Source organism: Desulfamplus magnetovallimortis, from assembly GCF_900170035.1.
Lineage (GTDB): Bacteria > Desulfobacterota > Desulfobacteria > Desulfobacterales > Desulfobacteraceae > Desulfamplus > Desulfamplus magnetovallimortis.
Window position 1 is genome coordinate 212,654 of the sequence record NZ_LT828543.1, and the last position, 16,580, is coordinate 229,233.

Below are 16,580 nucleotides of genomic sequence, written 5' to 3' on the forward strand. Positions count from 1 at the left end.
TATCATTTTTTACATAAAAATTAATATTTTTTAGGCATAATATAAATTCTTGAGAAAGGGAGATGGAACAGATGACTATAAAAATCGGAATCAACGGTTTTGGACGTATTGGAAGAAATATTTTCAGGGCAATCAAAAAAGACAGTACATTTTCAGATATTGAAGTTGTTGCCATTAACGATCTAACAGATAACGCCACCCTTGCTCATCTGCTTAAGTACGATTCTGTAATGGGAACCTTTGAAGGTGAAATTATTGGCGATGAGTCAGGCATTACAATGGATGGAAGGCACATTGCCGTATCAGCACACCGTTCTCCTAAAGATATTCCTTGGGGTGACCTTGGAGTTGATTATGTGGCAGAGTGTACAGGTATCTTCAGGGATGGAGAGTCAGCAAGGGGACACATTGATGCCGGAGCCGTAAAAGTCATTATATCAGCACCTGCCAAAGGAGATGTCAAAACCTTTGTAATGGGTGTAAATGAAGAGGAGTATGACCCCACAATTCACCATGTTGTCTCCAATGCATCATGCACCACCAACTGCCTTGCACCTGTGGCACGTGTCATTATGGATAATTTTGGTATCAAGCGCGGATTGATGACAACGGTTCATGCATATACAGGAGATCAGAGGCTTCTGGATTTCCCCCACAGTGACCTGAGACGTGCAAGGGCTGCAGGACTTTCCATGATTCCCACCAAGACAGGAGCTGCTGCTGCTGTATCCCTTGTGATTCCGGAGCTTAAAGGAAAATTTGACGGCCTTGCCGTTCGTGTTCCCACCCCCAATGTTTCCCTTGTGGATGCTGTTATGGAAGTTGAAAAAGAGACAAGTGTGGGTGAAGTCAATCAGGCCTTAAAAGATGCTGCCAACCGCTATCTTGGCTATTGCGAGCTTCCGCTTGTCTCCATTGATTTCCAGGGAGATCCCCACTCATCAGTTGTGGATGCCCAGTCCACAAAGGTGATTGGCACCTCGGTCAAGGTGATGAGCTGGTATGACAATGAATGGGGTTACTCCAACAGAATGTTGGATCTAATTCTTCATATGGAATCATCCAAAGCTCTCTAATCATAATTTTTTTCATATTTTTCCATAATCCCGTTCATAGTATTTGCTTAGGACGGGATTATTTTTATTCTCAAAGTGGACACATATAAACTCTTGAGCCTTTTCAATACTGTCTGAATCAAGATGCCCAGGATTAACAGGATATGAATCAAGATGCACAAGATTAACTGGATATGAATCAAGATGCACAAGATTAACTGGATAAGGCAGGATTATCTATCTTGAACATCTTTTTTATCCTGGTTATCCTGATTCAGTCAAATTCCGGAACTGCAAAAAATCAATAAGATGTCAATTTTGAGTTTATTATCTTTTCTGAAAATGGCAGGGTAGTTATTACCTTTTCCTAAGTAAACGGACATGGCTGCGACTCAGCCACCCCCGAATATGAAAATTTGTATCCATTTTCACGGTAAAAGGTTTTGATTAACTCACCCAAACTCCCCCTCTCCAGAATGAAGAGGGCGCTGGGGGTGATATGAAAGGGTAAGTTGTTAAAAATCAATTCCTAAGCGGGAGGATTTACTGACTTATGGAAACATCCGTACCTGAACCGATTGAATCAGATGCATTAAAGGCAAATCTTCGTGAAACTGCCCAGCAGGTTGTCATCAAACAGGAATATCAACTCCTTCTTGAAGTTGTCTCCAGGTATCGGGGCATCCACAACAATCTTGAAAAACTCCTTTTTGAGCTTTGTCACTCCTTCCGGAACTGGTCTTTAATCCTTCCCCAGATCAGAAGCTTTCTTCTTAAAAACTGCCATATTTACAATAAAAATGAAAAAGCTTCACAAGCCTTCAGGCTGTTTGCATCAATTTTTCTGCAGGCCATAAAGGAGTCTGAAAAAAGCGATCTAATCCTTTCCCAGGCACTTGAAGCCCTTTTTGCATGGCTTGACAAGCTGATCTCCCTTTCAAGTAGCAGTGATAAAGTTTTGAGCAGGTATGAAGCAGTGCTTAATGAGCTTTTTGTGGAGCTTGGCAGGCTTGATGTGGAAGATAAGGGCAGCCGTGCAATGATGCAGATGGTTCAGGGACATCACTCCATGAGAAAAGTGATATCCCGCATCCTTGCCCTGGAATCGGATATAAATTATATACCGGTCAATTCACTTATGGCTTCTGTGCTTGCAAAAACATATCAATACTGGCTGAAAGAGGAGGATCCTTGTCTGTGGATTAGGCAGCAGTCCGATGTGGCCATCAAGGTTCCTGAGAATCTTTTTGACTCAATCAGCCATAAAGCTATGACGGATAATCTAAAAAGCCTTGAAGCCATAAAAATTGATGGAGATGCTGAAGATGCTTTAAAAAGTGGGATAGAAGCATTGAAAGCTCTGCTATTATTACCTGCACATGTGGATATTGTAAGGCAGTATAAAGCAATACCTGAACAGTTGACGCTTCAGATATCTCAATTGCCGGATGATAGTGGCTCTGAAAGCAGCCCAGATTATAGAAAACATCTTGCTGAGAACGTAAAGCTTCGTTTTATGTTCAAAATCATGGATACCGGAGGGCTTCACCTTATCCATGAAGATACCTTGAGGGAGATAAACCACAGCCTGGTGAAACTCATTCGCCAGCAGCGTTTTGAAGATATTGAGAATTTTCTTCTAACCACATTCAAGCTTCTCAAGGCAAATGTAAAAAGGTATCCCCATACATCACTTAACTGCATCCAGGTTCTTGGGGATGAGGTGTTCAAACGTGAAAACAGCCGCATGGTGGAAACCTTTTTATGGGAGGCTGTAAGGTTTGGATTTCAACAAGCATCAGTTGCAGGGGTGGATGAGGAGTGGCAGCCCATCACAAACCCTGCCCATCTCACAAACATAAGGGTATGGCTTCATCTCATAACCCAGGAGCCTAAATGGTGTGCAACCCTTTTTTCAGCCCTGATTATCAATATTAAACTTGCAGGTACGTGTGTAAAGGATACTGATCTTTTCCAGAGGGATATTACCAATCTTCTGAATCACCCCATTGAACCTGTATATAATCTTGTCAAGCAGTTTACAAAACTTATGCCTGTCTTTTTCAACCAGATAGGAGCAGAAGGTGAGCTGCGTTATGTTTCAACAGAGCTTGATGAGGTTCATAAAAGAAAAGATCGCCTGATTCACTTTTTGAGAAAACAGGCACATGTGGAGAGTTCAAATCTGGTGGTGGAGTTCATGCAGGAGATCTTCACGTTTTGGCTGACTAAAAAAAAGGAGCCTCTTTCCGGATATGTACCACAAGAGACTTTTGATGAGATAGAGGTTACAGGCCCTTTTATTGATGAAGTCCATGAAATTGCCCTTAAAATGAAAAGGGAACTCAATATTTGTTCAATGGACGATACTCTTGCATTAAGCAGAAAACGTTTAAAGCAGTTCTTTGAAGCACAAAAAAGCATATCCATTGAGGAGCGTCTCAGGTTTGATCGTATCCTCCATATGTATCGTCTTGTGCATCAGAAATATCACTTAAGTTTTCAGGATCTCAAATCAGAGTTTGCACAGGCTGAAAGGGATGGCTTTACTGGCATGATGGAACTTATGGATATGCTTGAAACAGGTTCTACTGAAACATGCCTTGATGCACTTCTTACACAGCTTGAGAATCTGAAGGATGTTATTCTGTCTGAAGAAAAATATACTGCCAGGGAGTCCATTCACCATAAACGCCACATTGCAGTTGATATCCCATCCATGTACGGAAGTTACCAGGAGCGAAAGTTTGACAGCCTGAGCCTAACATTCCGACTTGAAAATCTTGCTGTAACCTATCTTGAAAAACTTCCCGAACGTGTAAATCTCTCTTTTATCACCCAGGCTACATTTTTCCGAATTGCAGCATCTTTGAAGCGTTATCTAAGGGCTTTGGCCATTGATGGAATAAACTCACGGCGACTTAATACATACATGTCCCTTCTGGACAGTTCCCTTAAAATCAGGCGTTTTTCATATACCCAGTACATGGATATTTTCAGGGGGTTTTCAGAAGGGGTCAAAGATGTGATCTATGCGTATTACACAAATATCCATCAGAACAATCTCTCCATTATAATCCCAAGGATTGGCGGAGCCAATCTTGTGCCCAGATATAAAAGTGCATGGGATGAAGATGACATGCTCAATACAACCCACTCTCTTTCTGAAGCTTTTTTCAGGGATCTCATAGCTTCAACATTTGGCCTTCAGCATCTGGACACATTTATTACTAAGATAATTCAGACACTGGAGCAGCAAAAAAGCCTTTTGAACCAGAATCTTCTGGATCTTTTGATGACGTATAATCCTGAAAAGAGCATCTCAATGCTCCATGACTATAATCCTTACACACACGATCTTATTCATCTTAGCAACAAGGGTTTTAACCTTGTAACCATGACAAGGGATAATCTGCCTGTGCCGCCTGCTTTCATCATTACAACGGAAATATTCAGGTGCAGGGAAGTTGTTTATGCCTTTTCAAAGGCAAAAGAGGAGTTCATGGGCAGAATAAGGGAGGCTTTAAACCGAATACAGGGGATAACAGGCAAGCTTTTTGGTTTTACGGAAAATGAATTTGCTGAAAATCCGCTGCTTTTATCGGTGAGAAGCGGCTCTGCCCTTTCAATGCCTGGAATGATGGCAACCATTCATAATGTGGGACTTAATGAAGAGATAATAGAAGAGTATGTTGCAAATCATGGTAATGCTTACCTTGCATGGGATAACTACCGCCGTTTCATTCAATCCTGGGCCATGATTTCAGGTAAGGTCAATCGGGAAGATTTTCAGAAACTCATGGATGCTGCCAAGGAGATGCATAATGTTAAGCTCAAATGGGAGTTTTCACCTGATCAGATGCGCACCCTTGCCCTTTCCTATTATGATCTTGTGCATGAGAAAGGGCTTGAGATTCCCTATGACCCATGGCTTCAGCTTGTAGGAGCAATTGAAATGGTGTTGGATTCATGGGAAAACAGCAAGGCCACTGATTACCGGAAAGTTATGGATCTTTCCGATGCATGGGGGACAGCAGTTATTGTCCAGACAATGGTATATGGTAACATCAGCCGCAATTCAGGTTCAGGGGTTTTTTTTACATCTCACCCCTACCGCAAGGTGCAAAGGGTTGCTTTGTGGGGTGACTATGCCTATGGAGACCAGGGGGAGGATATTGTATCCGGTCTTGTTACAAGTTATCCAATTTCGATTGAGCAGGCTGAAATTGATGGTAGATCCCGTGAAAAAAGCCTTGAAATCAGATTTCCCAAGATATACGATAGGCTCCTCTCCATTGCACGGGAGCTGGTATATCATAAAAAATGGAATCCCCAGGAGATGGAGTTTACATTTGAAGGGCCTGAGCCTGATGATCTTTATCTTCTTCAGACAAGGGACATGATCACCATAAAAAAGAAAGAACAGTTTGACGTCTTTATTGAAACAGAATATCTTTACAGTGCATTTCTTGGTAAGGGTATTGGTGTTTCAGGTTCAGCCCTTTCCGGTATTGCTGTTTTTTCTGAAGAAAATATAAAGTCTTTGAAAAAAAGTTTTGCCAGAGGAGAGATACAACCTTCTCCTTTGATACTCATACGCCAGGATACAGTTCCCGAGGATATCAAGGTTATCAATATGGCAGAGGCACTTCTTACATCCAGGGGTGGGCAGACATCCCATGCTTCTGTTGTTGCAGTAAGGCTCGAAAAGACATGTGTTGTGGGGTGCAGGGATATGAAAGTCTATGAGTCAAGGCAATATTGCGACATTGGAGATCACAGGATTGCTTTTGGGGATGCTGTTTCCATTGATGGCAGAAATGGACGGATATTTAAAGGAAGGCATGGAATAAAAAATGAAAAACATATTCTGCCGATTTAACTAATGCATCTTCAAGTTTAAACTGTAGGGTATTTTTTGAGGATGATTACTTGAAATTGTGCGACCTGTGCAAGTGTTTTTTCCTGCATGCCATTCTCCCCCTCTCCATTTATGGAGAGGGGGCCGGGGGGTGAGGTTTCGGGGCAATAAAAACAGTCGATTTTTTGATGTGCGGCATGTACTTGCACAGGTGGAAATTGTGCATTAATTGACATCCTTCATATCAACTCAAAATTAGTTTACACTTTTCGAAAAATTATGAACCATGATTAAAGGATTTAAGGATTAACACGATTAAAAAGCAAGGTAATCCCTTAATCATTAAAATCATGGTTCAAAAAAAGTGTAACCCGACAAATGAAAGATGTCCAAAAATAATATAAAAGCAGGTGAATTGAGAGATAAATGTCTGAATATTTATCGTTTTATGCAGGGGAAAAAGCTTTTTCCGTTATAAGGGAGCGTGGTCTTACACAGGATATGGTCAATGTGGTGTCAGGGGCTGCCGGAGGACCTAAATGGCTTATTATGGGAGCCTTGGACAGATTTCTTTTTGGTGAATGGTTCCAAAAAAGATCAGAACCACTCTTTCTTGCAGGCTCTTCTGCCGGTGCATGGCGTTTTGCCGCAGTATCCCAGAAAAAACCTGTCAAAGCTATAAAAAGACTTACACATGCCTATGTGAATCAATGGTATCCTGCAAGGCCGTCAATGGAAAGGGTTGATTCTGAATGCAAAAAGATAATTGACTCATTTATTGATAAGAGTGCATTGACAGAAATATTTAATCATCCTTTCTGCCGCCCTGCCTTTTTTTCAGTTCATTCAAAATGGCCGGTGCAAAGCGATAACAAGGTAATACTATCTGCCGGCATGGCAGGTGCAGCCATTGTTAATCTTTTTGACAGAAACCTTTTAAAACATTTTTTCACAAGAACGCTTTTTTACCATCCTTCCGACACTCCTCCATTTTACAATATGAATGATATGCCAATGCAAAGGGTTGCTTTAACTTCTGATAATTTTAAAAAAGCTCTTTTGTCATCTGGTTCCATACCCTTGCTCATGCCGGGTGTGGGAGGGATTTCAGGTGCTGTTGATGGTATATACAGAGATGGAGGTGTAATAGATTATCATCTTGACATTCCGTTTTCAGGCTACCTTAAATCGGATCAAATATTCAGGAGAGCTAAGAATAATCCAGTGTCCAGGGAGTTGATTCATAATGAAGAGCATGGGCAACTCTTATCAGATCTCTCAAGATTAAATAAAATTTCCGCTTCAGAACAAGTGGTTCTTTTTCCTCATTATACAGATCGTGTTGTTCCTGGTTGGTTGGATAAAGGATTGCCCTGGCGCAAACCTCACAGGGAATATTTCAGCAATGTTTTGATGATTGTCCCTTCCAGAAAATTCTTGAATATGCTGCCTGGTAAAAAAATTCCTGACAGAGGTGATTTTTCACTGTTTAAGGGGAAAAACAGGAAGCGGATTGAGCAGTGGAACATAGCCCTTAAATACTCTGAAATACTTGGAGAGGAGCTGTGCCGGATTTTTAATTCAGGGACGCTTCGCTCCATTATAAATCCTCTTGGATTAATATAACCGTTTGAATCAGGATTCCCAGGGTTAAACGGGCATGATTGCGTATCAATCGCCCCAAGTATAAAAATGATAGTCATTTTCATGGTAACAAAGATAAGGCAGGATTATCTATCCTGAACATCCTATCCATCCTGGTTATCCTGGTTATCCTGGTTCAGACAACTGCAATAACTTATGAAAAAACAATAAGATGTCGATTTTGAGACGTTATAATAAATCTATTATGATACGAAAATAAAGATTATTAAAATGAACTATTCAACAAAAAGCCTTGAACATCGATTGGTAATTTACGTAAGTATTGGCCTGATGACTTTTTCATTGCTGATTGGAATATTTAGTTACTGGTATGCCTATAATCAACAGCTTGAAACCAATCAGAATCTTCAGAATCAGCTTGTACAAACGGTTCGTGCACAGGCAGAGATCGCTGTTTTTGTCAGCAATGACAAGATTGCCGAAGAGATTTTAAATGGATTGAGCAGAAGCCCGGTGATCAAGGGAGTAAGGATTCAATCCACCGATGATTCTTTCAGCCGCGAGGTATTGAATATATTTAATGAAGAGAATGGAAATATTGAAGGGAATGGACACATCGGAGAGAACGGGCACAGTGGAGAAAATGGACGCATTGAAAGAAATGGGTACATTGAAGAGAATGCACCCTCCAAAGAGAATATTCTAAATAGAGATAACAGTAAAATTGAGCTTGATTTTACGAAAGGAAATGTTTTTCCTCTTTTTTCACCAGTTGACAAAGAGGAGCGTATTGGTTCTTTAATTGTTGTGCCTGATATTAAACATATACGAGATGAGGCAACTAAAGCATCTTTTGTGCAGGCGGGAATAATGTTGTTGCAGCTTCTTATTGCCACCATTCTTATTGCCTGGGTCTCCCGCAGGGCTATAACAACGCCGGTTGCGCGTCTTGCCGAAGCAGTTATGAAAATAGAGCCTGGAAAAAGCTCTCCTCTGGAGATAAGTAAAGAGCATATACATGATGAAATAGGAATGCTTTCAAGTAGCGTCAATTATCTTATGTCTGCTGTGGAACTCGCTCTTTCAGAGAGTGCTTCTGCAAGAAAAGCTGCCGAGGCTGCAACCCTTGCAAAAAGCGAATTTCTGGCCAATATGAGCCATGAAATAAGAACCCCCATGAATGCCATTATTGGATTTTCCTCCCTTGCCCTTGGCACTTCTCTTAATGCAAAGCAAAAGGATTATCTTGAAAAAATATCTCTCTCTTCCAGATCCTTGCTTGGCATCATTAATGATATCCTTGATTTTTCCAAGATAGAGGCCAATAAACTTGAAATTGAAAATGTTGAATTTAAACCGAATGATATTTTCAATAACATCATCTCCATGGTATCAGTAAAGGCATCTGAAAAGGGAATTGAACTTATCAGCAATATTTCCCCTGATGTTCCTGATCTGCTTGTGGGAGATCCCCTTCGTTTGGGGCAGGTATTGATAAACCTTGCAAACAATGCCGTTAAATTTACAGAAAAAGGTTATATTCTCGTTAATGCTACCCTGGTGAATAAAACACCAGGAAGCTGCTTTATTGACTTTTCTGTTTCAGATACAGGAATAGGTCTAACAAGTGAGCAGACAGTTAACCTTTTCAAATCTTTTTCACAGGTTGATTCTTCAATAACAAGAAAATTTGGCGGTACTGGTCTTGGACTTGCAATTTCCAAAGCTATTGTGGAGATGATGGGCGGTACTATTTCAGTCAAAAGCCGACCTGGTGAAGGCAGCACTTTCTCCTTTAGGTTGTCTATGGGTATAAGCCGGAATTCAGAAGTTACAAAAAAGGTTTTTCCCATTCCCAATAACCTCGAAGGGCTTAATATATTGATTGTTGACGATAATCCCATGGCACTTGATGTATTGAAGGAGCAGCTTGATTCATTACATTTCAGAACCACGGCTGTTGAGTCAGGTCAAAAAGCCCTTAATATTCTTCAAAAAGCATCATCTCCATATGATCTGGTGATAATGGACTGGAATATGCCCGGAATGGATGGCATTGAAACGTCCAAGAGAATAAAGGAGGAACTTCAACTTGAATCAATTCCCCTTATTATAATGCTTACTGCCTTTGCAAGGGAAGATATAATGCAGCAGGCTGAAAAGGTAGGAATCAATGCATTTTTGATGAAACCTGTTAATCAATCGCTTCTTTATGATTCTATAATGCAGGTATTTGGCAATGAAAAGCTAATGCCTAAGTGCTTGAACAGCACAAAAAATACATGTGAAGATTCATACAATAGCTGCAAAGAGATACGTGGTGCAAAAATCCTCCTTGTTGAAGATAATTACATAAATCAGCAGGTGGCAACTGAAATTCTTAAAAATGCAGGGCTTGTTGTTGAAGTTGCATGTAACGGTGTCGAAGCAATTGAAGCCATTGAGAAAAAACACTATGATCTTGTACTTATGGATATTCAGATGCCTGTAATGGGAGGATATGAGGCCACATTCAGAATCAGGCAAAACAAGCGTTTTAATAAACTGCCCATTGTTGCCATGACTGCACATGCCATGAGTGGTTCAAGGCAGATGTGCATTGATGCAGGAATGAATGACTATGTTACCAAACCTATTGATAATAATCATCTTTTTTCTGTGCTTGTTAAATGGATTCCTAAAATTGACAACAGTTTGCTTCAAGACACTATGCCGGAAGATATTCTGAAACAGGAACAAGACATAGATAATGCTTTACTGAAGGAGATTTCAGACACAGACCCTAACAGCGAAATTAATGACGATGGTAATTCAGAAAAAACGGATGTTTTTTATATTCCGGAATATATGAAAGAGATTCCAGGTGTTGATCTGAAACAGGCAATGAAACGATTGAACGGCAATATTAGCCTGTTTTGTGATTTGATTTTCGACTTTGTCAAAAGTAGCGACTCTGCCATTGAGCAAACAAGGGGCTTTCTGGATAAGAATGATCTTGAGTCAGCCCATCATATTATTCATACACTTAAAGGAAGTGCAGGCAATTTATCAGCCTTGAAAATACATAAAGCAGCAGAAGCACTTGACTCGGCATTAATCAATAATGCCGGTCAATATGAAGAGCTGCTCTCAAGACTTGATAATCACATAAAATCTCTTTCAAGGCATGTTTCAGAGTGGGAAAAGGAAAAAAGAACAGATAATGTTGAAAAAAATGAACCTGTTAATATTGAAGATATCGAAAAGACAATAAGGGAACTTGCAATTTTTCTTGGCAGAAATGAAACTGCTGCCTTAACTGTTTTTGAAAATTTCAGGATGATGGTCGATGATTCAGAGTTTGAGCAAACTCTGAAGGATATGGAAAACCATATTAATAATTTTGACTTTGAATCAGCACTGCCGCTTTTGCAGGATATTGCCCGACAACTGAAGATACAGTTAACAGAATAGACTACTAACGTATATGGCTGGTCACAGCCACAATCGAAAAATTGAAAGTGTTTACATATCAGTATGTTATGGAAGATTGCTGATAAAAATCTATAATATACCGTCTCAAAATCGACATCTTGTTGCTTTTTCAGAAGTTTTTGCATTTGTCTGAATCAGGATAACCAGGATGGATAGGATGTTCAGGATAGATAATCCTGCCTTATCTTTGTTAATCCTGGGAATCCTGATTCAGAAAGTATTGACAAGGCTTACAAGATCATAGGTGTCAACTTTGAGTACCGTATAGGTTTGGATTCAAAGCAGTGAAAAGCTTCTAAGTACATTGGCAAGTTTTTCATCTGTATGGGCAAGCTCTTTAAGTGCTTTTAGAAGCCTTGGTACCACAGGCCCAGATGGGTTACGAAGCTCCAGATGCTGTTCCAGTTCTGCATGTAAGGTTGAAAGGTTTTCTGTTGTCTGGTTTACTGTTAAAATTGCATCAGCAATCTGATCCAGTTTCCTTTTTAGTGGAAGGGTGGATTTTTTACGATCCCAGATCATATATCCGATTAATCCGCCTATGAGAGCCATTGTTGAAGCGTAGAGGGTAAGCATGGTATTGTGCATATTATCAAATCTTTTGTTCATGTCTTCAAATCTTTTGTTCATGTCCTCAAATCTTAGGTTGATGTCCTCGAATCTTCGGTTGATATCCTCAAATCTTTGGTTGATGTCATCAAATCTTCGGTTGATATCCTCAAATCTTTTATCAACTGATTCAAATCGTTTATTAAAGTTGGCATTCATCTCTTCAAAGCGTTTATTAAAGTTGGCATTCATCTCTTCAAAACGCTTGTTAAAGTTAATAATCATGTCATCCATTCGCTTGTTCAATGCCTGCTGGCCATGCTTTACTTCTGTGAGAGCCTCAACAATTTCACGATCCGTAATTCTTGGAGCCACTTCAAAGGCAGCAGTGGTATTTGCATGACAAAGCGTGAGAATTAACATAAAAGAGATTGAGTTCAGCAGTTTTTTGACAATATCATCCATTTTTTTGTCTCCTTTCTCAAATATCTTAATGATGTGTTGAGATTAACATATAAAGGATGTTTTAAAAAGAATTCGCACTGATATTTTTAATGTTTATTTTTTGCACCCTTTTCAATGTTTGATTATCAAATGTATCGGGTAAGTTCATGCGACATCGCTACTTTTTTTCAATATCCACCTGACATTTTTGGTTCTGGCTTATCCAGGTTAGGAAAAATATAATGGCAAAAAAAACACTTGCAACCTATCAAAGTGAGAATGCTTTGCCAGCCATTTTGATACTTTCTGCAATTTTCCTGTGTAATTATCACAGTTATCTGCTTTTTCACAGTTTTGCAGAACTGTTCAGTATCGTGATTGCCTGCGGTACTTTCATGATTGCCTGGAATATGAAGGAGTTTGTTATTAATAACTTTATCATATTTCTTGGAACAGCTTATATTTTCATTGCTGTTTTCGACATGCTTCATATGCTTGCCTACAAAGGTATGGGGGTGTTTCAGGTAAGCAGTGCCAATCTATCTGTTCAGGTCTGGATTGCGGCACGATATATGGAGAGCTTAAGCCTGCTTGCAGCAACCTTTTTTATAAAAAGAAAACTTAACACCAATATTTTGTTTTTGGCTTACTTGCTGTGCAGTATCATTTTGCTTGGGGCAATTTTTTACTGGGATTTTTTTCCGGACTGTTTTGTTGAGGATATGGGTTTAACCTCTTTCAAAAAATACAGTGAATATCTCATATCGTTTATACTTTTTGTTTCGCTGTATCTTTTTCATAAGCTGCGCCATGAATTTGATGTTGTATTTATCAAGTATATCTCCTGGGCAGTTATTGTAACTATTGTTGCTGAGATAATGTTTACAATCTATATTGATGTCTATGGAATGTTTAATCTTATAGGACATTTGCTTAAAATAATATCTTTTTATCTTGTTTACAAGGCAATTACCCATACAGGATTAAAAAATTTTTATAATCGAATGTTTATGGAGATAAGTGAAAAGGAAAACCGTTACCGGCAGTTGCTTCAGACAACCAGGGATGGTTTCTGGATACTTGATGAATCAGGGAAAGTTGTGGATGTAAATGAGGCATATTGCCGTATGTCAGGATATACAAAGGATGAACTTTTGCAGTTGAGTATAAATGATCTTGACGCACAGGAAAAATCTGAAGAGACTCTGAAAAGAACAGAGCGTATCATTGAAAAGGGATCCGATCTTTTTGAGGCCAGGCATAAAAGAAAAGACGGATCTGTTTTTGATGTCGAAGTGTCGGTGACATATTTTAATAGAAAGCGTCATAGCTTTGTCTGTTTTTCCAGGGATATTACCGAAAGCAAAATGGCAATCAAGGAGAGGGAGAGGCTGCAATCCCAGTTGATACAGGCACAGAAAATGGAATCTGTGGGGCGACTTGCTGGGGGTGTTGCCCACGATTTCAATAATATGCTGGGGGTAATCCTTGGTCATACAGAGATGATGAAGGAGCAGGCAGGCCAGGCTCATCCATTTTTTGAAGGGCTTGTGGAAATCGAAAAGGCTGCTACGCGTTCTGCTGATCTTACCAGACAGTTGCTTGCTTTTGCCCGTAAACAGACCATCTCTCCTAAGGTGCTTGACCTTAATGAAACCATTGAAAATATACTGACAATGCTCAGGCGACTTATTGGTGAAGATATTGATCTTGAATGGCATCCCCATGAAAAACTCTGGATGGTCAACATAGATCCATCCCAGATTGATCAGATACTTGCAAATCTTTGTGTCAATGCAAGGGATGCTATATCAGATACAGGTAAGGTGACTATTGAAACTGGCACTGTTGTTTTTGATGAAGACTATTGCTCCCATCACAGAGGCTTTATACCAGGTGAATATGTACTTATGGCCTTAAGTGATAATGGCTGCGGCATGCAACAGGAGACCTTGACCAGAATTTTTGAACCTTTTTTTACAACAAAAGGTTTGGGTAAAGGGACAGGTCTTGGGCTTGCAACTGTTTACGGCATTGTAAAACAGAACGAAGGATTTATAAATGTTTATAGTGAGCCTGGAGAAGGGACAATTTTCAAAATTTATCTGCCAAGGCACATTGGAAAGCCATCAATTAAGGATAGCAGAGTCATTGAATCACCGGAAAAGGGTAATGAAACAATTTTGCTTGTTGAAGATGACCCATCTATTCTGAAGATAACTTTAATGATGTTACAGCGTCTGGGTTACTCAATTCTCCCTGCATCCACTCCTGGGGAAGCCATAACTCTTGCAAGGGAGCATATGGGAAAGATTGATCTTATGATAACTGATGTTGTCATGCCTGAAATGAACGGCCGTGATCTTTCACAGAAGATTCTTTCCCTTTATCCTGACCTTAAATGCCTGTTTATGTCGGGTTATACAGCCAATGTCATAGCCCACCACGGGGTGCTTGAAGAAGGGGTGCATTTTATACAGAAACCTTTTTCCATGAATGATCTTGCAAGTACCATCAAAAATGTCATTCATGGATAAAGTTAAAAAAGGATGATAACTTCATATCACTCTGAAATTATTTTACACTTCCGGGGAGCTGTTGCCGAAAAATAAGGCAATTTGACCAAAAAGTATAAAATACAAAAAGATTATTATCAAAAGGACAATAATGACCAGTCTATATAATGATGTGTTGTATGAAAGCTATATCATCTCATATGGAAACAAAGTTGTAACAGCTTCTGAAGCAGCTTCAAAAATCAGCAATGGCAGCCGTATTTTCATAGGTTCTGGATGCGGTGAACCCCAGCAATTGATACATGCCATGGTAAGGGATGAGAATCTTCAGGATATTATGATCTATCAGATGCTCTCTTACACACTGGCAAAATATTTTCCGGAGCCGCATTTTTTCAAGCGCTTTTCAATAAAGCTCTTTTTTGTGACAATTCCCATGCAGCAGGCTGCACTGGAAGGTAAAATAGACTATATCCCCACCTATCTTTCCCAGATTCCCAATTTTTTCAGAAACAATTTGATTACTATTGATACAGCACTGATTCAGATAAGCCCCCCTGATCGTTTTGGTGTTGCAAGTCTTGGTGTTTCAGTGGATGTGACACTTGAAGCAATAAAACATGCCAAAACAATTATTGCCCAGGTAAATCCCAGAATGCCAAGAACACACGGAGATGGTTTTATCCATGTAAATGATATCGACTATCTGGTTCCTTTTGAGGAAGAGCTATTGATCAACTCACCTGACTCCATTGATGAAACCATTTCATCAAGGATTGCCCAGTACGTAAAAGAGCTTGTTGATGATGGCTCCACCCTTCAGGTGGGCTATGGATATCTACCCTATACGCTGCTTCGATATTTTGATGATAAAAATGATCTTGGTATTCATACACATATGATATCTGATGAATTTATATCTTTATTTGAAAAAGGTGTCATCAATAACAAGAAAAAGAATTTTATGACTGGAAGGGCAGTGGCGACATTCTGTATGGGCTCAAGAATTGCTTATGATTACATTGATAATAATATTCAATTCTATTTTGGCACAGCGGATTTTGTAAACACACCGGCAATCATTGGAAGAAATGATAATTTTGTGTCTATCATATCTGGACTTGAGGTTGATCTTACCGGCCAGGTTTGTTCAGATTCAGTGGGAAGGCAGTTTTTCAGCGGTACCGGTGACCAGGTTAATTTTATAAGGGGAGCCAATCTTTCCAAAGGAGGCATATCAATTATTGCCATCCCTTCAACTGCGGTAAATGATAAAAATGAAATGATCTCCCGCATTGTCCCTACCCTTAGAAACGGAGCCGGTGTAGGTACGTTGAGATCTGATGTGAATTTTGTAGTGACTGAGTACGGAATTGCCCAGCTTAAAGGAAAGAGTATCTATCAGCGGGTTATAGAACTTACCCAGATTGCCCATCCCGATTTCAGGGAAGAGCTGATTGATGCTGCCAAAAAGAACCGTTATATATTTAAGGATCAGATGCCCCTTCCGGCTGAAGATCTGATTTTTCTTGAGGCTTATAAAAGCAGAATCAAGCTTGGAAGCGGCAAAATCATGTCAGTGCGACCTCTTTTGCCTTCAGACGAGATTGCCTATCGTAATTTTTTTTACTCATTGAAGCAGGAGACTGTGTTTTTAAGGTTTTTTCACTCCATAACGATTTTTTCCCGCAAGATGGCCCAGGAACATTGGGCAAACATGGATTACCGTAATTTTATATCACTTGTAGGAAGAGTTCGGAACAAGGCCAACAACGAAATAATGGCAATAGGAACATATGCCGAGTTTGAACCGCAATGGGCAGAAGTTGCCTTTGTTGTGAGGGAGGATTTCCAGGGTCAGGGCATTGCAGGATATCTTTTGAAGGAGCTTGAGAAAATTGCCATAAAAAACGGTTACAAGGGGTTTTACGCAATGGTGTTGAGTGAAAATGAGTCTATGATTCATGTTTTTAAAAAACATTATCCAGAAATCAAAATAAGCATGGCAGGAGAAGAAATTGAGCTGAGGATGCCCTTTGAAAGGACAATCCGTTCATAATAATGGCCATGGGGCGC

At 39.8% G+C, this 16,580-nt stretch carries 7 protein-coding genes; 6 read left to right on the plus strand and 1 reads right to left on the minus strand.

Annotated elements, in window-relative coordinates:
* The first annotated feature begins 71 nt into the window (after window positions 1–71).
* From gap to MTBBW1_RS09500, 4 genes are all read left to right on the plus strand, one after another.
* The gene (gene gap / locus MTBBW1_RS09485) at window positions 72–1,076 is read left to right on the plus strand and encodes a type I glyceraldehyde-3-phosphate dehydrogenase (RefSeq protein WP_080802494.1); all 1,005 of its coding nucleotides are present in this window, start codon (window positions 72–74) and stop codon (window positions 1,074–1,076) included.
* Window positions 1,077–1,608: 532 nt separating this feature from the next.
* Window positions 1,609–5,937, plus strand: a complete 4,329-nt coding sequence (locus MTBBW1_RS09490; RefSeq protein WP_080802496.1) for a PEP/pyruvate-binding domain-containing protein — start codon at window positions 1,609–1,611, stop codon at window positions 5,935–5,937.
* Between the two features lie 405 nt (window positions 5,938–6,342).
* A complete protein-coding gene (locus MTBBW1_RS09495; protein WP_080802500.1) occupies window positions 6,343–7,542 on the plus strand; it encodes a hypothetical protein in 1,200 nt (399 codons plus the stop codon).
* A gap of 249 nt (window positions 7,543–7,791) precedes the next feature.
* The gene (locus MTBBW1_RS09500) at window positions 7,792–10,974 is read left to right on the plus strand and encodes a hybrid sensor histidine kinase/response regulator (RefSeq protein ID WP_080802502.1); all 3,183 of its coding nucleotides are present in this window, start codon (window positions 7,792–7,794) and stop codon (window positions 10,972–10,974) included.
* 297 nt (window positions 10,975–11,271) lie between these two features.
* Here MTBBW1_RS09500 and MTBBW1_RS09505 read toward each other — a convergent pair whose 3' ends face one another.
* The gene (locus MTBBW1_RS09505) at window positions 11,272–12,009 is read right to left on the minus strand and encodes a hypothetical protein (protein ID WP_080802505.1); all 738 of its coding nucleotides are present in this window, start codon (window positions 12,007–12,009) and stop codon (window positions 11,272–11,274) included.
* A 221-nt stretch (window positions 12,010–12,230) separates the two neighbouring features.
* Here MTBBW1_RS09505 and MTBBW1_RS09510 point away from each other — a divergent pair, with 221 nt between their 5' ends.
* Window positions 12,231–14,525 carry an MASE3 domain-containing protein gene (locus MTBBW1_RS09510; protein ID WP_080802508.1) on the plus strand — a complete coding sequence of 765 codons (2,295 nt, stop codon included), beginning with the start codon at window positions 12,231–12,233 and terminating at the stop codon, window positions 14,523–14,525.
* 130 nt (window positions 14,526–14,655) lie between these two features.
* Window positions 14,656–16,563: a bifunctional acetyl-CoA hydrolase/transferase family protein/GNAT family N-acetyltransferase gene (locus MTBBW1_RS09515; RefSeq protein ID WP_080802511.1), complete on the plus strand. Its 1,908-nt coding sequence runs from the start codon at window positions 14,656–14,658 to the stop codon at window positions 16,561–16,563.
* Window positions 16,564–16,580: the final 17 nt, after the last annotated feature.

Coding starts and splice junctions, on each gene's coding strand:
- gap (WP_080802494.1), top strand. CDS start 72: ATGACTATAAAAATCGGAATCAACGGTTTTGGACGTATTGGAAGAAAT.
- MTBBW1_RS09490 (WP_080802496.1), top strand. CDS start 1,609: ATGGAAACATCCGTACCTGAACCGATTGAATCAGATGCATTAAAGGCA.
- MTBBW1_RS09495 (WP_080802500.1), top strand. CDS start 6,343: ATGTCTGAATATTTATCGTTTTATGCAGGGGAAAAAGCTTTTTCCGTT.
- MTBBW1_RS09500 (WP_080802502.1), top strand. CDS start 7,792: ATGAACTATTCAACAAAAAGCCTTGAACATCGATTGGTAATTTACGTA.
- MTBBW1_RS09505 (WP_080802505.1), bottom strand. CDS start 12,009: ATGGATGATATTGTCAAAAAACTGCTGAACTCAATCTCTTTTATGTTA.
- MTBBW1_RS09510 (WP_080802508.1), top strand. CDS start 12,231: ATGGCAAAAAAAACACTTGCAACCTATCAAAGTGAGAATGCTTTGCCA.
- MTBBW1_RS09515 (WP_080802511.1), top strand. CDS start 14,656: ATGACCAGTCTATATAATGATGTGTTGTATGAAAGCTATATCATCTCA.